We start from the raw sequence: 24,886 nt of genomic DNA on the forward strand, positions 1-24,886 counted from the left end.
GCCCTGGAGTGAACTCCAGCACCTAGAGTGCCGGTCACCGAAGGCGACCATCGAAGGAGCACGACCGTGCGCTACCGCGTTCTCGGCGGCACCGGCATCGAGGTGAGCGTCCACTGTCTGGGCACCATGATGTTCGGCGCGGTGGGAAACCCCGACCATGACGAGTGCGTCCGGATGATCCACACCGCGCTCGACCAGGGCGTCAACTTCGTCGACACCGCCGACATGTACTCGGCGGGCGAGTCGGAGGAGATCGTCGGCAAGGCGCTGCTCGGCCGCCGCGACGAGGTCGTCCTCGCGACCAAGGTCCACTTCCCGATGGGTGAGGGCCCCAACCGGAGCGGCAACTCCCGGCGCTGGATCGTCAAGGAGGTGGAGGAGAGCCTCCGGCGGCTGAGGACCGACTGGATCGACCTCTACCAGGTCCACCGCCCCGACCACAGGACCGACATCGAGGAGACCCTCTCCGTCCTGAGCGATCTCGTACGGCAGGGCAAGATCCGCGCCTTCGGCTGCTCGTCCTTCCCCGCCGAGGAGGTCGTCGAGGCCTACCACGTCGCCGAACGCCGGGGGCTGATGCGCTTCAGGACCGAGCAGCCGCCGTACTCGCTGCTGGCCAGGGGCGCGGAGCGATCGGTGCTGCCGACCTGCAGGCGGCTGGGCATGGGGGCGCTCACCTGGAGCCCGCTGGCCTGGGGCTTCCTGAGCGGCAAGTACCGCAAGGGGCAGGACATCGACCTCACCACGGGCCGTGCCGCCCTGGCGCCCGCGCGTTTCGACCCCGCGCTGCCGTTGACCGCGGCCAAGCTCGACGTCGTCGAGCGGCTCGTCGAGGTCGCCGACGGACTCGGCTGCACGCTGCCCGAGCTGGCCGTCGCCTTCCCCGCCGCGCACCCGGCCGTCACCTCCGTGATCATCGGGCCGCGGACCCCCGCCCAGCTCGACGCGACGCTGAAGGGGGCCTCGCTCGTCCTCGACGACGCGACCCTCGACCGGATCGACGAGATCGTGCCGCCCGGCACCGACGTCTACCACCCGGACGGGGCCTGGCAGCCGCCCGCGCTGACCGACGTGGCGCTGCGCCGCCGTACGGCGGACGACCGCGCCGCGGTCTGATCCGTCCCGTCCTGATCCGTTCCGCGACGGGAGGCCCAGCCCTTCCCGCGGGGGAAGTCTCCCGCGACGGGAGGCCCAGCCCTTCCCGCGGGGGAAGTCTCCCGCGACGGGAGGCTCAGCCCTTCCCGCGGCGGAAGAAGGAGCGTCTCCTCCGGGTCGGGGGTTCGGAGGAGGCGGGAGGGTCCTCGGCGGGATGGCGTTCGCGCCACTCGGCGAGGACCTCCTCGACGTCGAGGGTCGGCTGGAAGACCGGCGGCCCCGACAGGGGTTTGCCGTGGGCGACGCGGATGCGGGCGTTGAGCTCGTCGATGATCCTCCGGGCCTCGGCCTCGGTGCGCGCGCCCACCGCCGCCGCCCTGGAGTCCTCGGCGTCCTTGCGCAGCGCGAGCGTCCCCGGCAGTGGGAAGGAGAGGTTCTCCTCCTGCATCTTCCGCTTGATCCACCACATCTCGTCGTCCTGCTTGCCCCCGCCGGGGAGGGGCTTGCCGGCGCCGGGCAGGTTGTCGAACTCGCCGCGTTCGGTGGCCTCGCGGATCTGCCGGTCGATCCACGTCTCGAAGCTGACGCCGAGGGGTTTGCGCTCCGTCATGGGCACCTCCGTATCGCGGCCGGTGTTCTTTTCCGAGGATAACCAGGCAGATGTTCCACCCCCGATCCGAGGTCAAGTTGGAGTCCAAGATCCGGGAAACGGATTTTCCCGATGTCGACCATGTGCGGAGGGTCACCGGAAAGAGAGTGTTAGGTTGGCGTTGACCGTACTTTGTCGGCGCCCACGGAGAGCCAATGGTTTCCGAGCCGTCCGGTCGTCCCGACCGTTCATGGCCTAAAGGGACATTTCTTGCACGGCTGGCGGAGGCGGATCGCCGTTCGCTGCTCAGCCTGGGCAGACCCAGGGTCTGCCCGCCCGGGGAGGTTCTGCTCGCCCAGGGAGCTCCCGGTGACCACGTGGTCCTCCTGATCGACGCGCTGGTGACGGTCACCGCCACGGTCGAGAACGGGATCGTGGCCCTTCTCGGCATCAGAATCGGTGGTGATCTTGTCGGGGAGATGGCCGTCCTCGACGGGGCGAGCCGTTCGGCGACCGTGACGACGTGCGCGCGTTCGATGGTCATCCGCATCGGTAAGCGCCCCTTCCTGGGCTATCTCGCCGAACACCCCTCCGCCGGGCTGGTGCTCAACTCGATGCTGAGCGACCGGCTGCGCTGGGCGAACAGGCGCAGGCTCGACTTCACCGGCTACGGCGTCGGCGTGTGCCTGGCCCGGGTGCTCGTCGATCTCGCCCGCCTGCACGGCCGCGAGAGCGCCGAGGGGGTGGACATCGGCGTACGGCTGTCGCAGTCCGAGCTCGGCGCGCTCATCGGGGCCAAGGAGATCTCCGTCCACAAGGCGCTGCGGGGCCTGGCGGACCGGGGTCTCGTCAGGGTCGGCCACCGCAGGGTCGTCATTCTCGACCGTCATTCCCTCATGACGTACGCGGAGCTGAGCGAAGTGAGTTGATGATCGTTTCCGGGTGACATCGGATATTTCTCCGAAACCATATTTGTAGGGCTTCCTTTCGCGCTTCCGGCGTCATCGTTGGCCGTGCTCCCGAAAAGGGACACGCCGATCTGACAAAGGGGAAGCGGATGACGGAAGCCGTCATGCCTGAATATCGGGCGATGATTTCCGGCGACATCGAGGACTACGGCTCACGCAACGCCGGTGAACAGGCCGTCCTGCAGACGACCCTGGCGGATCTCCTCGACACCGCCGCCCGGGAGGCCAGGCTCGAACGCCCGCGCTGGTCGCGACAGGTGTCCGGCGACGGGGAGTTCTCGGTGCTGACCGAGCCCGCCTCCGTGCTCGACCTGGCCGACGCCTTCGTGCGTGAGCTCGACGTCGCCCTCGCCGTGTACAACCGCAGGCAGTACGGCGACAACTGGACCCGGGTACGGCTGCGCGTCGCCCTGCACGTGGGGCCCGTGCTCCCCGCCGGGCCCATGGGTGTGCCGGGGCCGCACGCCGTACAGGTGAACCGGCTGGTCAACGCGCCCGCGGCCTGTGCGGCCATGCGGGTGTGCCCGGCCGCCGACCTCGCCCTGATCGTCTCCGACCGGGTCTTCGACGACTACCTGTCCCAGGGGTACGGTCACCCCCGCCCTGTGCGGTTCCGTCCCGTGACGGTCCAGGTCAAGAGACAGCGTTTCCTGGCCTATCTCTACCTGCCGAACGCCGACGTCCACGAGCTGCGGGAACTGGACGCCTTCGACCCGCCCGCCGACGACGACCCGGTCCCCGCGCGGGGTGCGGAAGGTCCGCGCCCGACGAAGCCCTTCGGCGCCGCGCGTGACGTCATCATGGGCGACCAGCACCGCGTCAAGAACGGCAACATCTACCGGTCCCAGGGCGACATGCGCTTCGACGCGGGACACGGTGGACGATGAGCGCCGAGCCCACGCCCCAGGAGCCGGGCGACAGGCCACCGGAGGAGCCCGCGAAGCCCGAGCCCGCCAAGGCCGGCAAGGAACCCCCGGCGGAGAAGGCACGCGCTGAGACCTCCAGGGAGATCGAGGACGAGGACGGCGAGCTCGACCTTCCCCTGCGCGAGCGCATGGCCGCCGAGGACGAGGAACGGCACCTGCGCGAGGCCAACCTGCGTGACCTCTACGGCGACGGCCCGCGCGCCGGGCGCGACGCGGTCGCCGGGAGCGCCTACCGGGTCAGGTCGGGAAACATCTACCACGCCGACCGGATCTTCTTCGGCGGCAAGGGGGAGGAGGGGCGCGGGGGCGTCGTCCACCTCGCGCCGAGCCAGCGGGAACTCCTCGACCGGGTGTACGTCAGGACCGTCTCGTGCGGGCGTCTGGCCGAACTGTTGCGCGACGAGCCGGTCGTCGCGCTGCGGGGCGGGCGGGGCAGCGGCCGCAGGGACACCGGCTGGATGGCGCTGCTCGGGTTCCGCCGTACGGAGGGGGCGCCCGTCGGATGGGTGCGCGACTCCGTCAACCCGCTGGACCTGACCGGGGAGGAACTCGACGAGACGGGCGGCTACGTCCTGGACGTCACGGGCAGGACGTGGACACGCGCGTCGGCGGACGGCCTCTTCCAGCACCTCGCCGCCGTCGCCGCCGTGCGGAACGCCAGGATCGTGGTCCTCGTCGACCAGGGGTTCCCCGGTGTCGTGTCGGCCGTGGACCACGACGCCCCCCTCCCCGACCAGGTCTTCGAACGGTGGCTGTCCTGGGAGCTGGACGGCGTCGCCCCGGTGGACGTCACCGCTCACGACGGCGTCCGGGAGCACCTGAAGGAGGGCTGCGCCCTCGCCGACGCCGTACAGCTCGCCAAGGACGTCGCGGAGGCCCTGCGCGGGGGCGGCGGGCTCGACAACGCGCTCGCGGGGCAACCGCGCAGGCTGCGTGCCCAGGTCTGCGCCCTGCTCTCCCCCGAGCACGACGTACGGCGGCGCTGCTTCCTGCTCGGAGTGGCCGTGCTGAACGAGCTGCCCTCGGTGACGATCACGCGGGCGGCACTCCGGCTCACCGAGATCCTCGCCGACCCCGACCACGTGCTCGTCGATCCCGAGTCGTGGGACGCGCTGTCGGAGTGGGTGAGCTACGCCCAGGCGTCCCAGGTGCCGGACGAGCACGGCCAGGGCAGCCGGATCCGCCTGAGCCGTTCCTCCATGGCCTCCGTCGTGCTCGAAGTCGCCTGGCAGGAGCACCCGACGATCAGGGAGGCCCTGCTCGCCTGGCTGGGACGGCTGTGCGAACATCCCGACCAGGCGGTCCGCATCAAGGCCGCCCACGCCATCGGCAGGCTCGCCACCTACGACTTCGACGTCATCGACGGTGAGTTCCTGCGCCGCTGGAGCGTCTCCGGCAGGACCCGCGACCACTGGCTCGCGGCCTGGGCCATCGAGGCGGCACTGCTGTCCCCGCACGTCGTGCCCCGGCTGCTCGACCGGCTGCGTGAGTGGGCCGCGGGAAGCGCGGCGAAGCAGGCCATCGTCGCCAGGGCGTACGGCCTCGGCGTCGGCGTCGAACAGATCGACCGGGCGCTGCCCGCCCTCAGGCAGATCGCGCTGCGCTCCTCGCGCCCCACGACCCAGGACGCCGTCTCGCGGACACTCATGGAGATCTACGGCCCCGGGACGGCGTCCAAGATCCTCTCCGAGCTGGCGGAGTGGGCCGTCGGCGGCCACCCAGGGCTGCGCCGTACGGCCGCGCTCGCCCTGACCCGGCTGGCCTCAGGGGTGGAGAACGACACCTGCAGGCTGCTGCTCACGGAGTTCACCGGCGAGGAACGCGGCTGGGCACGGGAACACCTCGTCACCCTGTGGGGAAACGCCCTCAGATGCGGGCTGTTCGCCCGGAGGCCGACGGGCGTCACCGGTAGTCCGATCCGCGCCGCCTGGGATGTCTTCGCCGAGTGGGTCGCCAACTGGGGCACGACGCCCGGAGTGCGGCCGGTCGTCGAGGCCGTCTTCGAGGCGGCCGGACACCACCACCTGCGCGGGCCGCTCCGCTTCCACCTGCGCCACTGGTACCTGCGGCGGATCGTCGACATCCCCCTCTACCACCGCCTGGACCACCACATGAAAAGGACGGAAGACTCATGAGATTCGTGCACCGGCTCCTCAGAAGGCTCCCCCGCCGCGCGACCGCCGGCATCGCCCACCCCTGGAAGGACGGGGAGGACGGCCCGATCGGCTCGGTGCGCCGGTTCTTCCAGCCCCCGCCCGCGCCGCACTCCGTCTACGACGAGCAGGGCCTGCACGAACGGGACGCCCCGCTGGAACTCACCGTCCCCGCCCGTGGGGACGCCTTCTCCTTCCAGGCCGTCGTCACGGTCGCCTGGTGTGTGACCTCGGGTGACGGCCGCACCACGACGGGGCTCAAGGCCGACATCGCCGCCGAACGGCCGAAGATCCACGAGCGCGCGGAGGAGGTCATACGGCGCGTCGCCCGCCGGTTCGAACCGTATCTGCCCGGCGAGGCGGAGGAGGCGGTCAACGAGGCCCTCACGGTCGAGTTCGCCCGCCCGCCGCACCAGTGCGACGACGTGACGATCACCGCGACCGTCAAGGCCAAGGTCGGCCTCACCGAGGAGGTTCGTGAACTGCGCAAACAGCTCGGCCGGGTGCTCCTGGAGATCCAGGCGAAGGCGGAGATCGACGAGATGATCAGGGCCAACATGACACAGGCCCGCGACGCCTGGCGGGACTTCCTCACGGAGGGCATGGAGGACTGGACCGCGCGCTTCGCCGTACGGCTCGCCGAGAGCCCCAGGGAGGTCGCCGGGGTCATGACGACGATGGTCGAGGAGCGCAGGCAGGACGCGCAGAGCTTCCTGGACGTCGTCAAACAGGTCGTCGCCGCCCAGCAGAGCGTGGACGTGTTCGACCTCGTCGCGGCCAGCGACGGCGTGCTGCGGATCGCCCTGGAACGGCTTGGCGTGCCCGTCCCGCCCCCCGCCTCCGACCTGCCCTGGCTGGAGGAGCGATGAAGGCGCGTCACCTGCTCGCGGTCATGACGATGACGGCCGTCACGGGATGCTCGGTCGGCGGCCTGCTCGGCCAGACGGCCCAGGTGCCGGGCGGGGGAACGGCGGGCCAGGCGTGCCGGTGGCTCGGCGAGCAGGCCGCCGACGCCGCCCAGACCCGGCTGGACCTCGTTCTCCTCGTGGACCGCAGCGCCTCGGCCCGTGACGGGCAGGGCAGGGCGTGGGACTGGTACCGGGCCGTCTTCGGCGGCGAGGGCACGGCCGTCGGCGACGCCGTCACGTTCCCGAACACCCGCCTCCCCACCCCGGCGAGGATCAGGATCGGCGCGTTCGACGGGGAGGGGTCGGTCGAATGGGTCGTCGGCGACCTCCTGCTGCCCCACCTCACCGCCACGGCGGACGGCTACCGCTCCTCCTACGCGCTCAACGTGGGCGACTGCCTCAGGGACGCCGTCGGCCGCGCCGCGACCTCCCCGCCCCGCGAACCGGGCAGCGCCGTCCTCGGGGCGCTCGACGTCGACCGCGCCCCGGCGACCGCGCCGGACGCCGAACACCGGCTCGTGGTGGCCACCGACGGCCTGTCGACACAGGGGTGCGCCTCCCTGGAACGGACCGCCATGCGGGACCTCACCATCGTCGGCAGGATCGTCCGGGCCTGCCAGGGGCAGCGGGCCGTGCCGGACCTGCGGGGCTGGCGGGTGGAGATGCCATGGCTCGGCCACCCGGGAGCGGGCAGGCCGCAGCCACGGCAGAGCCACAGGAAGTGGCTGACCAGCCTGTGGAGCGGGCTGTGCGCCGCGACGGGCGCCCACCCGTGCCGGATCGCCGACGGTCGCCCCACGGACCCCGCCCAGGGGGCCCCGGGCGTTTCCGTGAGCGTCGCCGACCCGGTCATCGCCTTCTCCTCCACGGAACGGGCCCCCGACCCGTTCGTGAAGAAGGTCCTCCCGGAGGACCTGCTCTTCCCGACCGGGTCCGCGGTGCTCCACGCGAGCGGGCGGGAACTGCTCACACGGTTCGCCGACGAACTGGCCGGGCAGGCGCCCGAGTCGGTCAGGGTGGCGGGATACGCCGACGACCGGGGCGGCACCACCTACAACGAGGACCTCTCCCGGCGCAGGGCACGAGCCGTCGGCGACGTCCTGCGACAGGCGGGCCTGCGCGGCGTCCGCACCGAGGGGCGGGGAGAGATCGCGGGGAACTGCCCCTCACCGAGCGCGGGGGACACCAAGGCGTGCAACCGGCGCGTCGAGATCGTCTACAGGGTGCGTGGCTGACATGGACGACGCTTACACGAACGGCGCTCACTCCCACTCCGGGGACGAGACGGTCATCCAGGGCCGTGTCGTGTCGGAGGAGACGGCGCCTCCCCCGCTGGACACCCGTGAGGTGCATCTGTGCCACCACGGCTGCGACTGCTGGCAGCGCAACTTCGACCGCTACCTCGCCGTCACCCCCGAGCGGGAGCCCGACCAGCTCGACAGCGTGGAGATGCACGCGCTGCTGACCGCCAAGGGCCGTGCCGTACGGCATCTGCACCGGCACCTCGACCCCATGGCGCTGGGGCGGCGCAGGCTCATCAAGACCCATGGGGAGGCCACGGTCGCCCTGGGCGAGCTGAGGGCGTTCGCCGACGAGGGCGCGCTGACGCGGGCCGTACGGGAACGGGAACGGCTCGACGACGCCATGGCGGACAGGAAGGTCCGGCCCCCGATGTGGCTTCGGGTGATCGCGTGGCCGGCGATCGTCGCGGCCGGGGCCTTCGACACCTGGTACTTCCAGGGAGTCTTCCAGCGGCTCGTCGGCAACCGGGCGGTCTCCCTCCTGGAGCAGGTGATCACCCTGCTTCCCGGGGTCGTGCTGACACTCGGCATGGTCATCGCGGGGACCACCCTCGGCAAGGCCGTCTACCAGGCCAGACGCGACCACGAGGAACGCCGGGAGAGCAGGGGCGGGGCGGCACGGCTGTTCGCGAACCTCGGTCTGTGGGCGTTGCGCCTGGCCCTGCCCGCGCTGCTGCTCGTGGTCGCCACCCTGTGGGCGCTGTTCCGGGTGGTGGACGTGAACGCGGGCGGCAGGTTGCCCCTCCCGGCGGACTTCGTGGCCGTCCTGGTCGTGACGCTGTCGCTCTGCGCGATCGCGGTGAAGGTCGCCGCCCACGACCCCTACGTCACCCGGGAGTCCGAGGTACGGCGCCGCCTGGCGCGGGCCCGCAGGTCGGAGCGGACTCTGGTACGGCGCGCGGGCGGGAGGCTGCGCCTGCACGTCACGGCCTGGAGCGACCTGCGGGCCACGCGCGACGACCTCGTGGCCGGGGTCATCGAACGGTACGGCGAGGCCTACCGGTTCATCACCTACGCCCGGGGGTTCCACGGCAAGGCCGGGCAACTGCCCCCCGTGTTCGTCCCCGGTTCCAGGAGGGCCGACCGGGGTTCCGGCGGGACCGAGGGGGAGCCGCCGTTGCCGGAGTGGATCGGGGACGAACTCTCCGGGGTGGCCGGCCCCGTCCCGGAGTACGGCGCGCTGCGGGAGGTGCAGGAGGTCCTGCGCAGGTACGAGCCGGGGGAACTGGAGCGGGAGTTCGCCGAGGTACGCGGCCGGCTGACGGCCCAGTGGAGCGGGACACCGGCGGGCCGTACGGCATCGGCGGACTGGACGGATTCGACCGGCTGGACGGATTCGACCGGCCGGATGGGTTCGACCGGCCAGACGGGGGAGGGGGAACGTGAGGGGTAGGCGTTCGCGACGGATGGGAGCGGAGGCCAGGCCGCGGACCGGGCCGGTGGCTCGGGCGGTCCGGTCGGCTCGGGCACGGAGTGAGGCACCGGACACGCGGATGCGGGCGACGGCGATCCTGGCCGAGACCCGCGAGGAGGTGAACAGGGCCGACACCAAGGCGTCGATTCTGCTGGGGGCCATCGGGATCGCGGTCAGCGGTGTGGTCGGCGACATGGTGAACGGCGTCGTGAACGGGTCGTGGGGGGCCTCCTGGCCGTGGTTGCGCTGGACCGCGGCGGGGGCGGCCTTCCTGTCGGTCACGATGCTGTTGATGGCCCTGTATCCGAGGCGGATCGGGTTGCGCCGCCCGTTCGTCAACGCCTACTTCGGGGACGTGGTCGCGCACTCCGGCCCCGAGGCCCTGCGTGCCTCGCTCGAAGGGCCGTTCCCCGACGAGCTGGGACGGCTCACCGACCAGATCCACACGATCAGCCGTATCGTCTCCACGAAGTACCGGTTGATCCAGCTCGCCCTGTGGTGCCTGGCCGTCTCGGTGCTGAGCGGCGTCCTGACCGTCGTCACGGCCACACTTTGAACCCCACACCCCGGGCCGGTAATGGTTAGGATCAGAGGGATATGCCCTGTGCTGGGGGAGACCCGAGGGGGGACGGTGACCGAGCACACGCCCCAGGAACACCGTCCACGTGGCTCCTTCGTGGCCGCCGCCGCGGCGCTGTCCCGGCTGGGGCGGCTGCGTGACCTGCCGGTCATCCTCACACTGGCGTGGGTCGGCTGGCTGGCCATCCCGTGGCCGTCCAGTGGCCTGACCCAGGCCAGGGGCCTGACCACCGGCGTCCAGGACATGGACGCCCCCGCCGCCCCCGCCGTACGGCCCGCCGCCGCGGGGACGGCGTGGACTCTCGCCGCCGCGCCCGCCGCGCCTCCGCCGACGCTGGTCAAACCACCGCCACCGGTCCCGCCCTGCGTCGGGGAAACCTGCGTCGGAGAGCCCGGGGCTGAGGAGCCCGAGGCCGGGAGGCCCGGCACCGAGGGAGACCTGGCCGGGCTGATCGCCGAGGAGCGGACACGCATCGCCGGAGAGGTGCACGACGCCGCGGGGCACGGCCTGGCGACCATCGCCATGCAGGCCGGGCTCGCCCTGCTGATGTTCGACGAGCACCCCGACCAGGTCCGCGAGTCGCTTGAGGCCATCCGCGCGACCAGCACACGGGCGCTCGGCCAGCTCCGCTCCGCGCTCGACCTCGTCGAGTCGGGGCCCTCCGGTCACGACCTGCCGGAGCTGTTCGCCGGGGTGCGGGCCGCGGGGCTCGCCGTCACGGTCGAGCCCGCCAGGCCGTACATCCCGTCGCGGCTTGAGGACGTGGTCTACCGGGTGGTGCGTGAGTCGCTGACCAACGTGTTGCGCCACGCCGGTCCCACCCAGGCCGTCGTCCGGATCGCGCACGACCGGGACGGCCTGCGCGTCGAGGTCGTCGACCGGGGTTCCGGCACGGCGGGCACACCGGCCGGTACGGCGGGTGCGCCCGCCGAGGGGCGCGGGCTGACCGGGATGCGGGCCAGGGTGGTCCAGGCCGGTGGCTCGTTCGAGGCCGGTCCCCGGGAGGACGGCGGCTTCCGCGTCACGGCTCACTTCCCGCAGGGGACGACCTCCACCAAGGCCGACCTCCCGTCCGAAGCCGATCCTCTGTTCGCGACCGGTCCTCTACCTGGAGCCGGCCTTTCGCCCGGGGGCGATCTCCCGTCCGCGACCGGTCTCCCGCCCAGGGTCGTATGAACGAGCGCGCGGGCACGGCGCCGATCCGGGTGGCGCTCGCAGACGACCAGGCCGTCGTGCGGATGGGGTTGCGGGCGCTCATCGAGCGCGAACCCGACCTGGAGTTCGCCGGGGAGGCCGCCGACGGGGCCGGGGCGCTGCGGCTGCTCGGCGAGACGCGTCCCGACGTGCTCCTGCTGGACATCCGGATGCCGGGCATGGACGGCCTCGAAACGCTGCGGGCCATCGCCGCCGACCCCGCCCTGGCCGCGACCAGGGTGGTCGTCGTCACGACCTTCGAGGTCGACACCTACGTCTTCGCCGCCCTCCAGGCGGGTGCCAGCGGGTTCGTCCTCAAGGACAGCGCGCCCGAGGAGCTGACCCGCGCCATCAGGGTCGTCGCCTCGGGGGAGGCCCTGCTGTCCCCCTCGGTCACCAGGAAGGTCATCGGTCTGTTCGGCCGGCACGACGCCGCCCCGGTCGAGGGGATCGACACCCTCACCCCGAGGGAGCGCGAGATGGTCGCCTGGGTCGCCACCGGCCGGTCGAACGACGAGATCGCCGCCGAACTGGTCATCAGCCCGGAGACCGTCCGCACCCACGTCAGCCGCGCCATGGTCAAGCTGCGCGCCAGGGACCGCGCGCAGCTCGTCGTCTTCGCGGTCAGGTCCGGACTGGCGTCCCCCCGAGATCCTTGAGGAAGCCCCGGTAGGCGCGCTGTTCGAGCTGCGCCTCGATCTGTTTGACCGTCTCAAGGCCGACGCCGACCATGATGAGCAGGGTCGTCCCGCCGAACGGGAAGTTCTGCTGGGTCCCCGGGTCGCGCAGCAGTACGAACGCGACGATCGGGATCAGCGACAGCACGGCCAGGTAGGCGGCGCCGGGCGCGGTCAGCCGTGACAGCACGAACGCGAGATAGGTCGCGGTCGGTCGTCCGGGGCGGATGCCGGGCACGAACCCGGAGTAACGCTTCATGTTGTCGGCCACCTCGACCGGGTCGAAGGTGACCGAGACGTAGAAGTAGGTGAAGGCCACGGTCAGCAGCAGGTAGGCCGTCACGTAGACGGGGTGGTCGCCGGAGGTGAGATAGCGCTCGATCCAGGCCGCGACGGGCCCCGTGCCGCCGGTGAACTGCGCCACCAGCTGCGGCAGGAACAGCAGCGACGAGGTGAAGATGACGGGGGTGATCCCGGCCTGGTTGACCTTGAGCGGCAGGTAGGTCGAGGTCCCGCCGTACATCCTGCGGCCGACCGCCCGCTTGGCGTACTGGACCGGGACGCGCCGCTGCGCCTGCTCGACGAACACCACGGCCGCGACCAGGACGATCCCGGCGGCCAGCATCGTGACCAGCGCGAACGGGCTGAGCACGAAGATGTTCGACAGGTAGGAGGGGAAGACGGCGACCACCTGCGTGAAGATCAGGATGGACATGCCGTTCCCGATCCCCCGTTCGGTGACCAGCTCTCCCAGCCACATGATCATGGACGCCCCCGCGACCAGCGTGACCACGATCACCATCGTCGTCAGCATCCCCTGGTCCCGCAGGAGCTGCCGCCCGCAGGTGGGGAAGATCCGGCCCGTGCGGGCCAGTGAGACGACGGTCGAGGCGTCCAGTACGGCGAGGGCGATCGTCAGATACCGGGTGTACTGGGTGATCTTCGTCTGCCCCTGCTGCCCCTCCTTCTTGAGCGCCTGCAGCCGGGGAACCGTCACCGTGAGCAGCTGGATCACGATCGCGGCGACGATCGACGGCATGATCCCCAGCGCGAAGACCGACAGCTTCAGCATCGCCCCGCCGCTGAACAGCTGCACCGCGTCCAGGATCCCGCCCCGGGCGCCGCTCAGGCAGGAGCGCACCGCGTCCACGTCCACTCCCGGTGCCGGGAGGATCTGCCCGAACCGGAACAGCGCGATGATCGCCAGGGTGAACAGGATCTTCTTCCTGAGCTCCGGCACACGGAAGGCGCGGATGAGGAGGGTCGGCATGCGCCGAGTCTTCCTTCGGAGCCGCAGGCCGGGCATCCGCCCACCGGAGGCTTCGCCGTACGCGAATCCGCGTATGCCGGACCGAGAGAAGTCCGAGTGCGGAGATCAGCGGTGGAACGGTCACAGCCGCACGAGGAACCCGTCCACGACGAGCGTGCGGGCCAGCTCGATTTGCCGCGCCTCGGACAGCTCCGGCAGGTCGCGCACCTCGAACGGCTCGGTGCTCCCCGACAGGAACAGCATCGCGGCTCGATGGTCCGCGTCGGCGCTCACCAGCGACTGCGCGAACTGGAGAGCGACGCCGTCCGCCATCATCAGTACGCGCGAGTAGAGCGGCTGATACTTGACCACACGGGTCCGTCCGTCGATCCGGGGAGCCTCGACGGCGTTGGGGACCAACTGCCCGACGGGCCGGCACCGCCCACGCCGAACCAGGGCGTCTCCCAGAGCCCCGAGACCTTCGGCCATGACGGCCGGGTCCTCGATGGCCCTGGCCACGTCGCGCAGGAGGCCGTCGAGGTTCGCGCGGACGTCCACGTCGTCGACGTGCCGTGGCGGCAACTGGGCGAGGACGCGGTCGTCCCGGTAACTCAGCGCCTCAAGAGCCTCGGTGATGAGCTTCAGCACGGTCGGTGCGTGGATCCCGACGGTCAGGTGGATGGACGGCTCGGCGTTGGCCGTGGCGGCGTGGACGCGACCGCGTGGGAGGTACAGCGCGTCCCCCGCGTTCAGCCGCAGGACGGCCGGCGCCGGGAGGTCGGACGCAACGACTTTCTCCCCGCGTCGCATCTTGTGCGGGGACACGTCGGCGTCGTGGATGTGCCAGGTTTTGGATCCCTGGACCTGGAGGACCAGCACGTCGTGGTCGTCGTAATGAGGGAGGAAGCCCTGCGATCCGGGTGGCGTGATGTAGGCGTTGACCTGTGTCTCGAAGTTCAGCTCGACCTCAAGGCCGTGGGCCAGTGAGGCGATGGCGGGCACGTAACGCTCGACGCCGTTGAGGACGATCGTGTGGCCGTCCGCGAAGTCGTTGCGGATTCGGACGAGGTCAACGGTGCCGTCGGCGAACCGGTAGGAGTCGGGGCTCCTGCGGTCGTTCTCCCGCACGACCGTCACAGTCGACGGTTCCGGCCGGACGATCTCCAGGACGTCCTCGACGGCGGCCGGGCCGAACAGGCTGTCGAAGTAATCTTCGCGATCGCGTTCGACGTGGTAGTGCGTGACACCCCACACCTTCTGCAGGAAGGTCTCCACCGTGAGCGGCTGGAGCAACTGGGCCAGCGTGAATTCGACGGTCATGCGTTCCCAAACTTTGCCGTGATCAGTTCACCGGGGTAGCCGTTGCGCACCAGCTCGTCGCACATGTACTGGTACATCACTTTGTAGGCGTCGCAGTACACCGACGGGTTGTCGAACCCGTTCCGCTTCGAGAAGCGGTTCTCCAGGTCGCCACCGCGGCAGACATGACGCCACCGGCACCCGGCGCATCCTCTGGGCAAGGTGTTGAAGGTCTCCTCGACCTCCAGGAATACCGGTTCGGCGAGAAATTCGCGCAGGCGGGTGTCGGCGGTGGAGCACACCGGCGTCCCGGTGTACCAGCCCAGTGCCGGGATGAACGTGTCGTCGATCGCGACGGTGCCGTCGCTGCGCGCAATGACGACCTGGTTCTCCTTACGTGGCCGCCAGAACGCCTGGCCGGGGGTCACGTCCGGCCGGAAGTGGTCGAGCAACTGGTCGACGAAGCGGAGGTGCACGTCCGTGTTGTCTTCGCTGAACCATTCGTGGAAGAGATCCGAGAGGCACGAACCGTACTGCTTCGCCGCGCCCGAGGAGATGAACTCGACGTCATCGGCGTTTCTGTCGGGAAGCAGGAAGGTCATGTTCCGCACGCCCAGCGCCCGCAGGTAGCGGTAGACCTCGCGGTAGTCGTTCCCGCTGTGCATGACGCTGACGGTCGACGGCAGTGGATTCCCGGGCCCATGGGCATCGACGAGCCGCCGGATCGCGTCTTCCGTCCGGCTGAAGCTCGAACGACCGTGCCGGTCAAGGCGGAAGCGGTCGTTGACCGTCCGCGGTCCGTCGATGCTGACGCCCACGGCGACGCCGTGCTCGGCGAAGGCCGCGATCCACTGGTCATCGAGCAGCGTGCCGTTCGTCTGGACGCTCAGCAGGACGGTCGCGACCGGTTCGACGATCTCCCGGAGGAGCCGGCACGCCTCAGCGAACCTTCTGACCCCGATGAGGGTCGGTTCGCCGCCGTGGAAGGCGATCTTCGCGCACGGAATGCGCAGCTCTTCACAGCCTTGGGCGATCCAGTGGGCCAGCGCCTCTGTGACGTCGGCGGAGGCGAGTGAAGGCCTGTCGAACGCCGTCTCCTCGCCCATGTTGAAGTAGTAGCAGTACGTGCAGTTGATGTTGCACCGTTCGGCCACCTTGTAGACGACCTGGAGCGCCTCAATGGAGCCCGGCTCCGCCGGGCTCCATGCCGGCCGGACCACCCTGTCCACCACCACGCGGGCCTACTTCTGCAGCGGGGCCTGGTCGTAATTCCCGCCGCCGCCCTGGGTGTAGTTGCCTCCGCCGCGTTGCGAGTAATTACCGCCGTGCTGGTTGTAGTCGAGGGAACCCGCGATTACCTCACCCGGTGCGATGATTCCGTTCAGGATGCTTTCTCCGAGGATTTTACGGCCCTCGACGGAAATCGTCGACCGGCCCTCCGATACTTTTTCTTCATTCGCATCCGGCATGACGCGATCTCCTTTCGTGTCAATCAGTGACCGGATCGGCCGTTCTCACGTTTCTTGCGATCAGGGGGCACACCGCACAGGCGCTTGGCCCGGCCTGCGTAAACCAGCGGCATGCTCTCCGGATCGAACAGGCCGGCAGGGGTTCGGCGGCGGTCCCGAACTCCAGGGCGTCGTCGATCACAGTGCACCGCTCGCCGGTCCAGTTTCTGCAGCCGTTCTCGACGCAGGGCTGGGCGAATCGGAAACGTTCCTCGGGAACCCGCCCCTTGGCGGCGTCGGCCACGAATTCGTCGTCAATCTTGAGAGCCGGACGTATGTATCCGAGCCGGCCGGTGGCATCGAAGACCCCCAGCAGGACCGCGTCCTTCTCACACCGGGCGCTCGGGCAGAGGACCTCCACCGCCTTCTCCCCGTGGACGCCCACCACGTCAGCTCCCAAAGTCCGGCTTCCTGAGCCCGGCGGCCGCGATCTGCTCGCCGGAGATCTCGACCGCCCAGATTCCCCGCGTCCTCCCGCCGTCGCCTCCCGCCCGTGCGGCCAGGATGGGGTTGTTGATCCACGCCCTGTCGCTGAGGTCGACGTTCGCGAGTTCGACGGCCACCGCTTTCTGCACGGCTTGGTCGATCCTGCTGATCACACTCTCGTCGAGCTCGAAATCGAGCACCACACGAAATTCGTGTCGCGCCACGGCCGCCTCCTCCACAGTGTTCCCAGGCTTTTATCCCGCTGCGACCCCGGCCGTAATCATGGGAAAACCAAGGCAATACCCTCTTTGCACGGTGAATAGCGTCGGCGGGTGTCGTTTTTGTCTGGGTTTTCGAACCGGCCGAGGACGACGGCTTCAGTGAGCCTTTTTCATCTCACTTCACGGAGTCGAAGCGTGGGGATCGCTTTGACGAGCTGACCTGTGAGACGAGGGCGGCAGCGTGGCCCGCGCGGGATGCGCCAGGCCTTCGACCGCGCGTTCGCTCGCTCACCGGGGCCACGAAGCCGGTCGTGGGCGGAATCGGCGCCCTTCTGCGGGACGGACCTGTTCCTGCCCTTGTACGGCACGCGGAGGTGCTCACCGGCACCCCTTCCACATGTCGTTCGACCTCGCCGTCGGCGGTGCGTGGCCGTGCCCGCCGAACGAGTGGGCCACGTTCGCGTCGGCGCCGAAGCGTGGAAGGAGCCGGTTCAGCCGAGTTCCCTGGCGCGCAGGCCGGCCTCGAAGCGGGAGTCGGCGTCGAGCGTCTTCATCAGGGCGGCCACCCGGCGACGGTAGGTGCGCAGCGACAGGCCCAGCTCACGCGCCGCGCTCTCGTCCTTGCGCCCGCTGCCCAGCATGGACAGCACCCGCAGGCTCTCCTGGTCGAGTACGGGCGGCGCCGAACGGCGGAACTCGGCCAGGTCGGTGGCGGCGTTCCACGCGGTGAGGAACAGCGCGTTGACGTTCGCGACCACGTCGGGGGAGCGGACCACGGTGTAGGAGCGTTCGCCGGGACCGGGCGGCCCGGCCAGGACCGCGAGGAGCCCGTCAACGATGATCGTCTCGTACGGCAGGCCCGTCGTGGAGATCCGCACCAGGGCGCCCCTGCGGGCGGCCTCGTCGAGATGGCGCCGTCCCTCCTCGTCGGCGAGGAGCCGGGCGTCGAAGAGCTTACGGACGGTCAGGGGACGGTCCTTCGTGATCCGGGCGCGCATGCCGGGCATGCTCCAGGTCCCCAGGTCACCGGCCGCGCAGGAGAACTCCCGCCGCGCGCCGAGCAGCAGGTGCCCCACCCGCGCGGTCAGCTCCCGCTCTCCGCGCAGGGTCACGTTCCGGTCCGGATCCATGCCCCAAGTCTGCGGTGTCGCGCCGTACGGGACAAACCCATACAAGCCAGGGCGGGTGGCAGCTTGCTGCCATCGCCTCGTGCGGGACGGGGCGGAGACGGCAGGGTTGAGACATGACGAAACACGTGACGTTCGGTGGTGACAGGCGGGTCTCACGCCTCGGGTTCGGGGCGATGCGGCTGCCCGCACGCGGCTGGGACGGCCCCAGGGGCGACAGGGAGACCGCGCTCGCGGTGCTGCGCCGGGCGGTCGAACTCGGCGTGAACCACATCGACACCGCCGCGTTCTACTCCTACGAGGACCTCTCGTCCAACGAGCTGATCAGGACGGCGCTGCGTCCCTACCCCGAGGACCTGGTGATCGCCACCAAGGTCGGTCCCCGGCGTGGTCCCGGCGGGTGGCTGCCCGAGGCCGGTCCCGGCGACCTGCGCGCCTCCGTCGAGGAGAACCTCGCCGGGCTGGGGCGGGACCACCTCGACCTGGTGTACCTGCGGGTCGGCCTGATGGAGACGTCGGAGGAGCCGATCGAGGAGCGCTTCGCCGTACTGGCCGCGCTGCGGGAGGAGGGGCTCATCCGGCACCTCGGGCTCAGCAACGTGACGGCGAAGCAACTCGCGGAGGCACGGGACATCGCGCCGGTCGTCGCGGTGCAGAACCACTTCCATCTGACGCGCCAGGACGACCTGGACCTGTTCGCCGAGTGCGAGCGGGAGGGGATCGCGTACGTGCCGTTCTTCCCGCTCGGCGGGTTCGGGCTGCCGGACGACGGGCGGATCAGGCGGATCGCCGACCGGCACGGGGCCACGGTCGCGCAGGTCATGCTGGCCTGGCTGCTCGCCCGTTCCCCGGTGACGCTGGCCATCCCGGGGACCTCCTCGCTCGCGCACCTCGCCGAGAACATGGCCGCCGCCGACCTCGTGCTGGACGAGCGGGAGGTCGCGGAACTGAACGCGATCGGCACCGAGGACCAGTAAGACTGACATTTTGCTGTGAGATTCGCCGGGGAAACCTTCTGATCGCTCCCGAGGACGCGTAGGGTCGCGGCCATGACGGCACGGAGATCCATGTGATCGTGACGGAGCTGAACGTCTATCCGCTCAAGAGTTGCGCGGGCACCGCGCTGCGGGAGGCGGAGATCACGCCCAGGGGGATACGACACGACCGCGAGCTGATGCTCGTCTCCCCGGACGGCACGCACCTGTCCCAGCGGGAGGTGCCGGGGATGGCGCTGCTGCGGCCGGTCTACGACGGCGACAAGCTCAGGGTCGAGCACCCCGACCCGTCCACGGCGGCCCCGCTCACCCACGAGGTACGGCGTGACCTGCCCGCGCGGGACATCACCCTCTTCAACGCCCCGCACCGGGGCGTGGACCAGGGGGAGGAGGCGGCCGACTGGTTCTCCACGGCGCTCGGCGTCCCCTGCCGCCTGGTGTGCTTCCCCGGCGACCACGTCCGCAGGATCAACCCGAAGCACGCCGCCGGGGAGCTCCGCTACGCCGACGCCCTCCCGCTGCTGGTCGCCTCGGCCGAGTCACTGGCCGAGCTGAACACGCGGCTGGCGGAGCCGGTGCCGATGAACCGCTTCCGCCCGAACATCGTCGTCTCCGGCTGGCGCGAGCCGTTCGAGGAGGACGGGGTACGGCGGCTGCGGATCGGCGAGATCGAGGTCGAGCTGGTCAAACCCTGCGGGCGCTGCGTGATCGTCAACGTGGACCAGGCGACGGGGGTCAGGGGCCGGGAGCCGCTGCGCACGCTCGCCGGATACCGGACCATCAGGACGGACAAGCCTCACGTCGTCTTCGGCAAGTCCGGCCTGTCCCGCACCCCGGGCACGATCCGCGTCGGCGACCCGGTCATGCTCCTGGGGTGACAATCTGTCAATGGATTGTCACTTTACCCTGAGCGGTCGGCGGCCGGTCACATGTAGGCGCCGTCGAAGGGGACGCCGTCCCACAGGGCGCGCTCGTGCCCCCTGGGGTCGTCGGCCACCCTGGGGGAGAGGTCCCAGATCATCGTGGCGCGTCGCGGCACCCGGTAGGCGGGCCAGGCGGGACGCGGGACCGTACGGCGCGCGCCCGGGTCGCCCGTGCGGGCGAAGGAGGTCCAGGCGTCGACCATCTGGGCCGACAGGGTCGTCAGCCGCGCCCGGTCGGTCCGTAGGGCCTCGGGGCCGCCCTGGACGCCGACGAAGCGCAGGGTGCCGAACATGAACGGCAGCTCGATCGTGTGCACCGCCCCGACGCCCTTCGGCGGCGCCCAGTCGAACTGGTACACGTAGGTGGGCCGCCAGCGGCTCTGCGCCTCGGCGAGCCTCAGGGCGGGCACCCGCATGCCCTGGTCGGTGAACATCGCCAGGGCCGCGGCCTGCTTCGTCCTGTCCCTGCGGTAGACCTCGGTCATCCGGGCGCGCCGGGCGGTCAACTCCTTCGGGAAGAACGCGTCGTACTGTTCGGCGAGAGTTCTCAGCCCGTCCTTGGAGTACTGACCGAAGAAGTTCATCTCGTCCCGGTCGGTGCCGAGCAGCAGGTCGATCCCCCGGGCGTTGCCCGCCTTCACCCGCTTGACCACCGTGTCGCGGACCAGCGTCCCGTCGACGTACGGGCCGAAGTAGAGCGCGTGCCCGGCCGCGCCGGGAAAGGCGGCCACGGCCTTCTCCTGGACGGCGAGCAGTTCGGTCACGGACATCCTCCGCAGCGCGGCGAGGTCGCGCACCGGCAGGGTCGAGGCCAGCCTCCGCTCGAACGCCGCGGTGTGCACCAGGGCCCCGCTGCCGCTCTGCAGTACGGCCCTGCGGAACAACCGCTCGGGGTGGTCGGTGGCGAGCATCGCGCTGATCGAGAACGCGCCCGCGGATTCGCCGACCACGGTGACGTTGGCCGGGTCGCCGCCGAAGTCGGCCACGTGGTCGCGCACCCAGCCAAGCGCCGCGATCTGGTCGCGCAGCCCGTTGTTGCCCGAGCCCCGGTAGGCCGGGTCGAGGCCGCCGAGTTCGGCCCAGCCGAGCAGCCCGAGCCGGTAGTTGAGCGAGACGACCACCGCGTCCCCCCTGGCGGCGAGGTTCGTCCCGTCGTAGCGGGCCTCGTTGCCGGTGCCGTACGCGGCGGCGCCGCCGTGGATGAAGACGATCACCGGTCGTTTCGAGCGGTCCGGCTTCGGCGTCCACACGTTCAGGTGGAGGCAGTCCTCGTCGGTGTAGGCCTTCCTGTCGTCGGGATAGTCCTCCGACATCTCGTCGCGGCCCTGGGGGCAGACCTTGGTGCCGTCGACGGCCTTGAGCGTGCCCCGCCACGGGGACACCGGGCGCGGTGGCCTGAACCGGAGCCTCCCGACGGGTGGTTGCGCGTACGGGACGCCGCGGAAGGCGCACAGGCCGTCCGTGGCCGTCCCCGCGACGACGCCGAGCGAGGTCCGGGTCACGCAGGCCGTACCTCCGGCTGTGCCGGCGGTGGACGCGGCAGCCGCGCCGGACGCGGCAGCCGCGGTGGCGGGTACGGCCAGCGTCAGGGCCGCCCCCGCGACGGCCAGGGCGGTGGGCAGGGAGACGGGCAGGCGGAGCGAACGGAACATCGAGACCTCCTCGGGCTGTGTGGATCGAGGAGAGCCTCGCGGCGGAGGGCACCGTCGCGGATCGGCCTGCCGAGCGAACCCGGAATCACCCGCGAGAACCAGGAACCAGAGGGCGGGGAACCGCCCCGGGGCGAAAGGACCGACAGAGCCGGGAACCGCGCAGGGAGGGAAGGGCCTACGGGCTGGGGCATCACACGGGGACAAGAGGACCTACGGGAGCCGTACGGAAAGCAGGGAGCCGGGGCTGCGCGGAGCCGGGAGCCAGCCGGAGACAGGAGACCGGGGCTACACGGAGCCGGGGACGGCCAGGCCTGACTCGTAGGCGAACACGACGGCCTGCGCCCGGTCCCGCAGGCCGAGTTTGGTCAGCAGGTTGCTCACGTGCGTCTTGACCGTGTGTTCGCTGACCACCAGCTCGGCGGCGATCTCGGTGTTGGACAGCCCCCGGGCGATCAGCCGCAGCGTGTCGGTCTCCCGGTCGGTCAGCTCGCCGAGCCGTCTGCGCAGCTCCGGCCTGGCGGTACCGCGCCGTACGACGTCCTCGATCAGCCTGCGGGTCACGGCCGGGGCGAGCAGCGCCTCCCCCGAGGCGACGAGCAGGACCGCGCGCACGAGCTCCTCCCGCCGCGCGTCCTTGAGCAGGAATCCCCCGGCCCCGGCGCGCAGCGCGTCGTAGACGTACTCGTCGACGTCGTACATCGTCAGGACCAGCACCTTCGCCGAGGTGCGGCGGCAGATCTCAGCGGTGGCGGCGACGCCGTCCATCCGGGGCATGCGGATGTCCATGAGGACCAGGTCGGGCTGGAGTTCGACGGCCCTGGCGACGGCCTCGGCCCCGTCGGCGGCCTCCCCGACGACCGTGATGTCGGGGTGGGCGTTGAGGATCAGCGAGAAACCGGCGCGGAACAGGTCCTGGTCGTCGACGACGAGCACACGCATGGGGAACCCCTTGTCAGAGAGAGCCGAGGGGGAGGACGGCGGTGACGGTGAACCCCCGGGGGTCGACGGTGAGGTCGCCCCCGCAGGAGGCCGCGCGTTCGCGCATCCCGACGACGCCGTGCCCCTCGCGGAACTCGGCCGTGCCGCCGCCCCCGTCGGTGACCTCGATCGTCAGCGCCCGCCCCGTCCAGGTCAGGCGCAGCCGCGCGGTGCGTACGGTCGCGTGCCGCAGGACGTTCGTCAGGCACTCCTGGACGATCCGATAGGCGGCGATGTCCACCGCCGCGGGGACCGGGGACCGGGTCCCGTGCTCCTCGACGACCACGTCGAGACCGGCTCCACGGGTGCGTTCGACCAGGTCGGCCAGGGTTTCCAGGCCGGGCTGCGGCTCGCGGACCGGGCCGTCCCGCAGCGTCCCGAGGATCAGGCGGAGTTGGCCGACGGCGTCCCGCCCGGCCGTCGCGATCGCCTCGAACACCATCTCCGCCCGCGCCGGGTCGTCCCGCACGACCAGGGGCCCCGCCTCGGCCTGCACGACCATGAGGCCGACCGAGTGGGTCACGATGTCGTGCATGTCGCGGGCGATGCGGGTGCGTTCCTCGGCGACCGCCGCGGCCCGTTCCTCACGCAGTCGCAGCGCGCGTTCCTCGACCATTCCGCGCTGCGCGCGTCTGGCCCTGGCGCCGACCCCCAGCGCGTAGGCGGCGACGTAGGCCGTCACCACGTAGCGGAAGGTGTCGAAGTCCTCGTGCGGCAGGATCAGGGAGGAAAGCACCCCGACGGCCAGCAACCCGACGCCGATCATCCGCAGCGTCGGCGGGGCGAGGGCCGCGATGGTGTAGGCGCACACCAGCGGGCCGTACGGCATGAGCAGGAAGGGCGGGTGGGTGAGCGCGTCCTGCATCAGCACCAGCGCCGTCATCGCCAGGCCCGCGACCAGGCTCGCCGCGATCAGCAGCGTCCGTCGCCACAGGACCGGCGCCGAGGACAGCAGGGCCAGGACCACGACCCACCACGGCTGGAGGTGAGGCAGCAGGACCGGTATCACCGTCGCGGCCGTGACGACGGCGGCGATCGCGACGTCGGCCCGGGGCACGCGCAGGAGGTTCGGCGCGCGTAGGGAGTCCAACTGGTGTCACCGTCCGGGTCGAAAGCCCCATTGAGGAGCCCTGTAAGGCTATGCGCCGTTGGACTCCCGCCCCGTTCGACGGCCAGGCCGCCGACCATTGAGGAGTCCTGTAAGGCTATGCGCCCCCCACCGGGACACGCCTCCCTCGCCCGACCGAGGCCGCCCTCCCTCCCGGGAGGGAACTCCCTCGGGAACTCCGGGGAGTCTCCCGGACGAGCCTCCGGGGTGAGCTTCCCGGAGAGAACCCTCTGGGCCGACTCCCATGGGGACCTCCCGGGGCAGGCGGCGAGGCCCGCGTCCAGAGGCCGACGCCAGGGGATCCGTGCCCTGAGGTCCATGTCGTGAGGTCCGTGCCCAGAGGGCTCACGCCCGGGGACTCACGGCCCGAGGTCGGTGAGGAACTCGCGCAGGGCCCCGCGGTAGGGCTCGATCGTGGTGATGTCGGCGTACTCCTCGGGGCCGTGCTGCCCGTCCCCGCCGATGCCGAAGATGACGGCGTCGATGCCCCGGCGGTAGTAGAAGCGGCCGTCGGCGGCGCCGTGCTTGCGCAGCAGGGCGCCGTCGTAGCCCTGGTTGCGCGCCGCCCGCCGCAGCCCGAGCACCTCGGGCCGTTCGGGATCGGCGTGGTGCGGCGGGGCGACGTGGGTGACGACGGGCACGACGCCCGGCGCGCAGAAGGCCGCCAGGTGCGCGGTGACCTCCTGCTCGGTCCTGCCGTCCAGGTCGGGGTCACCGGCGGGGAAGCGGATGTCCAGCCACGCCTCCGCCTGGTCGGGCACCTGGTTGCGGGCCGTGTTGGAGGTCTCGATCCTGGCGACGTTGACCGTGGTCCGCCAGGCCTCCTCGGTCGCCACGGGGTAGCGCCCAAGCAGGGCGCCCAGGCTGTGGTTCAGCTTGAGCAGCGCGTTGTCGCCGAGCCACTGGTAGGCGCTGTGCGCGCCGAGCCCGTTCGCCCGCAGGTTCGCGGACACCATGCCCTTGGAGTCGGTCACGACCCGCAGCCCGCTCTGTTCGCCGATGACGACGAAGTCGGCGGTCACGCCCTGGTCGATCTGGTGGGCCGTGCCGTCCAGGCCGCCGACCTCCTCGTCGGTGACGAGCTGCAGCCCGATCGGGTACGGCAGCGCCCCGGCGAGTTCGCGGAAGACGAGTGTCTCGACCAGCGCGGACACCTTCATGTCGTGGGCGCCCCTGCCGTACAGGCGGGTGCCTTCGAGGCGGGGCCTGAACTGGTGCGGCGGCGCGGGCACCACGTCGAGGTGGGCGTTGAGGATGACCCGGAACCGGGGTCTGCGGGGACCGGGGTAGACGAGCGCGCTCGGCTTGCCGTTCGAGACGAACCGCTCGACCGTGAACGAGTCGTCGGCCAGGAGACCGAGCACGAGTTCGAGCGCCTCACGCAGGTCGCCGGGGCGGTCGGCGGTCGACGGCACGGCGAGCAGCCGCCGTGCCGTCACGAGGAGGGAGTCCAGGTCCACCGCCTCATCGTCCCCCGCCCCGGCGCTTCCGTCACCCGTCACGAGCGGAAGAAGCGCGTGATGACGAACCCGGTCACACGCGAAAGGAACCACACGCGAACGAACCATGCGCGAACAGACCACGGGCCGACGGAT

24 protein-coding genes are annotated in these 24,886 nt (G+C 70.9%); 12 read left to right on the forward strand and 12 right to left on the reverse strand.

The window, feature by feature from the left end:
- Nucleotides 1-66: 66 nt before the first annotated feature.
- Nucleotides 67-1,116, forward strand: coding sequence for an aldo/keto reductase (locus ACFYY8_RS13635; protein ID WP_390040451.1), 1,050 nt, complete (start codon nt 67-69; stop codon nt 1,114-1,116).
- Between the two features lie 115 nt (nt 1,117-1,231).
- On the opposite strand, the gene ACFYY8_RS13640 is transcribed toward ACFYY8_RS13635, so the two are convergent.
- Nucleotides 1,232-1,705 (reverse strand): DUF1992 domain-containing protein, encoded by a 474-nt coding sequence (locus ACFYY8_RS13640; RefSeq protein ID WP_390040453.1) that lies wholly within the window; start codon nt 1,703-1,705, stop codon nt 1,232-1,234.
- A gap of 194 nt (nt 1,706-1,899) precedes the next feature.
- Between ACFYY8_RS13640 and ACFYY8_RS13645 the strand changes: the two genes are divergently transcribed.
- The 9 genes from ACFYY8_RS13645 (at nt 1,900) to ACFYY8_RS13685 (ending at nt 11,787) form a co-directional block, all read left to right on the forward strand.
- A complete protein-coding gene (locus ACFYY8_RS13645; protein ID WP_390040455.1) occupies nt 1,900-2,613 on the forward strand; it encodes a Crp/Fnr family transcriptional regulator in 714 nt (237 codons plus the stop codon).
- A gap of 143 nt (nt 2,614-2,756) precedes the next feature.
- Entirely contained in the window at nt 2,757-3,539 is a 783-nt protein-coding gene (locus ACFYY8_RS13650) for a hypothetical protein (RefSeq protein ID WP_390040457.1), read from the forward strand.
- The gene (locus tag ACFYY8_RS13655) at nt 3,536-5,713 is read left to right on the forward strand and encodes a hypothetical protein (RefSeq protein ID WP_390040459.1); all 2,178 of its coding nucleotides are present in this window, start codon (nt 3,536-3,538) and stop codon (nt 5,711-5,713) included. The genes ACFYY8_RS13650 and ACFYY8_RS13655 overlap by 4 nt, the downstream gene beginning before the upstream one ends.
- A complete protein-coding gene (locus tag ACFYY8_RS13660; RefSeq protein WP_390040461.1) occupies nt 5,710-6,600 on the forward strand; it encodes a hypothetical protein in 891 nt (296 codons plus the stop codon). Before ACFYY8_RS13655 ends, ACFYY8_RS13660 begins: the two co-directional genes overlap by 4 nt.
- Nucleotides 6,597-7,874, forward strand: coding sequence for an OmpA family protein (locus tag ACFYY8_RS13665; protein WP_390040463.1), 1,278 nt, complete (start codon nt 6,597-6,599; stop codon nt 7,872-7,874). The genes ACFYY8_RS13660 and ACFYY8_RS13665 overlap by 4 nt, the downstream gene beginning before the upstream one ends.
- A 1-nt stretch (nt 7,875) precedes the next feature.
- Nucleotides 7,876-9,333 (forward strand): hypothetical protein, encoded by a 1,458-nt coding sequence (locus tag ACFYY8_RS13670; RefSeq protein WP_390040465.1) that lies wholly within the window; start codon nt 7,876-7,878, stop codon nt 9,331-9,333.
- 100 nt (nt 9,334-9,433) lie between these two features.
- On the forward strand, nt 9,434-9,910 hold the full coding sequence (locus ACFYY8_RS13675) for a Pycsar system effector family protein (RefSeq protein ID WP_390040467.1): 477 nt from the start codon (nt 9,434-9,436) through the stop codon (nt 9,908-9,910).
- A gap of 75 nt (nt 9,911-9,985) precedes the next feature.
- Complete coding sequence (locus ACFYY8_RS13680) at nt 9,986-11,110, forward strand: sensor histidine kinase (RefSeq protein ID WP_390040469.1); 1,125 nt, start codon at nt 9,986-9,988, stop codon at nt 11,108-11,110.
- Nucleotides 11,107-11,787, forward strand: a complete 681-nt coding sequence (locus ACFYY8_RS13685; RefSeq protein ID WP_390040471.1) for a response regulator — start codon at nt 11,107-11,109, stop codon at nt 11,785-11,787. The genes ACFYY8_RS13680 and ACFYY8_RS13685 overlap by 4 nt, the downstream gene beginning before the upstream one ends.
- Here the strand turns inward: ACFYY8_RS13685 and secY are convergent.
- The 7 genes from secY to ACFYY8_RS13720 form a co-directional block, all read right to left on the reverse strand.
- Nucleotides 11,753-13,075 (reverse strand): preprotein translocase subunit SecY, encoded by a 1,323-nt coding sequence (gene secY / locus ACFYY8_RS13690; protein WP_390040472.1) that lies wholly within the window; start codon nt 13,073-13,075, stop codon nt 11,753-11,755. The two genes, ACFYY8_RS13685 and secY, sit on opposite strands and share 35 nt — an antisense overlap.
- A 120-nt stretch (nt 13,076-13,195) precedes the next feature.
- Complete coding sequence (locus ACFYY8_RS13695) at nt 13,196-14,374, reverse strand: cupin domain-containing protein (protein WP_390040473.1); 1,179 nt, start codon at nt 14,372-14,374, stop codon at nt 13,196-13,198.
- Entirely contained in the window at nt 14,371-15,588 is a 1,218-nt protein-coding gene (locus tag ACFYY8_RS13700; RefSeq protein WP_390040474.1) for a radical SAM protein, read from the reverse strand. The genes ACFYY8_RS13695 and ACFYY8_RS13700 overlap by 4 nt, the downstream gene beginning before the upstream one ends.
- Before the next feature lie 6 nt (nt 15,589-15,594).
- A complete protein-coding gene (locus tag ACFYY8_RS13705) occupies nt 15,595-15,822 on the reverse strand; it encodes a hypothetical protein (RefSeq protein WP_352011216.1) in 228 nt (75 codons plus the stop codon).
- A gap of 19 nt (nt 15,823-15,841) precedes the next feature.
- Entirely contained in the window at nt 15,842-16,249 is a 408-nt protein-coding gene (locus ACFYY8_RS13710) for a hypothetical protein (protein WP_390040476.1), read from the reverse strand.
- A 1-nt stretch (nt 16,250) separates the two neighbouring features.
- A complete protein-coding gene (locus tag ACFYY8_RS13715; RefSeq protein ID WP_390040478.1) occupies nt 16,251-16,511 on the reverse strand; it encodes a hypothetical protein in 261 nt (86 codons plus the stop codon).
- Nucleotides 16,512-16,999: 488 nt separating this feature from the next.
- A complete protein-coding gene (locus ACFYY8_RS13720) occupies nt 17,000-17,638 on the reverse strand; it encodes a DNA-binding response regulator (RefSeq protein WP_390040480.1) in 639 nt (212 codons plus the stop codon).
- A gap of 113 nt (nt 17,639-17,751) precedes the next feature.
- Between ACFYY8_RS13720 and ACFYY8_RS13725 the strand changes: the two genes are divergently transcribed.
- Nucleotides 17,752-18,612, forward strand: coding sequence for an oxidoreductase (locus ACFYY8_RS13725; RefSeq protein ID WP_390040482.1), 861 nt, complete (start codon nt 17,752-17,754; stop codon nt 18,610-18,612).
- 92 nt (nt 18,613-18,704) lie between these two features.
- Nucleotides 18,705-19,508, forward strand: a complete 804-nt coding sequence (locus tag ACFYY8_RS13730) for an MOSC domain-containing protein (RefSeq protein ID WP_390040484.1) — start codon at nt 18,705-18,707, stop codon at nt 19,506-19,508.
- 47 nt (nt 19,509-19,555) lie between these two features.
- On the opposite strand, the gene ACFYY8_RS13735 is transcribed toward ACFYY8_RS13730, so the two are convergent.
- From ACFYY8_RS13735 to ACFYY8_RS13750, 4 genes are all read right to left on the reverse strand, one after another.
- On the reverse strand, nt 19,556-21,205 hold the full coding sequence (locus ACFYY8_RS13735) for a carboxylesterase/lipase family protein (RefSeq protein ID WP_390040486.1): 1,650 nt from the start codon (nt 21,203-21,205) through the stop codon (nt 19,556-19,558).
- A gap of 285 nt (nt 21,206-21,490) precedes the next feature.
- A complete protein-coding gene (locus ACFYY8_RS13740; protein WP_390040488.1) occupies nt 21,491-22,144 on the reverse strand; it encodes a response regulator in 654 nt (217 codons plus the stop codon).
- A gap of 13 nt (nt 22,145-22,157) precedes the next feature.
- Complete coding sequence (locus tag ACFYY8_RS13745; RefSeq protein ID WP_390040490.1) at nt 22,158-23,273, reverse strand: sensor histidine kinase; 1,116 nt, start codon at nt 23,271-23,273, stop codon at nt 22,158-22,160.
- Nucleotides 23,274-23,650: 377 nt separating this feature from the next.
- Complete coding sequence (locus ACFYY8_RS13750; protein WP_390040492.1) at nt 23,651-24,751, reverse strand: M20 family metallopeptidase; 1,101 nt, start codon at nt 24,749-24,751, stop codon at nt 23,651-23,653.
- Between the last annotated feature and the right edge of the window lie 135 nt (nt 24,752-24,886).

It is taken from the genome of Streptosporangium sp. NPDC001559 (genome assembly GCF_042893955.1).
Lineage (GTDB): Bacteria > Actinomycetota > Actinomycetes > Streptosporangiales > Streptosporangiaceae > Streptosporangium.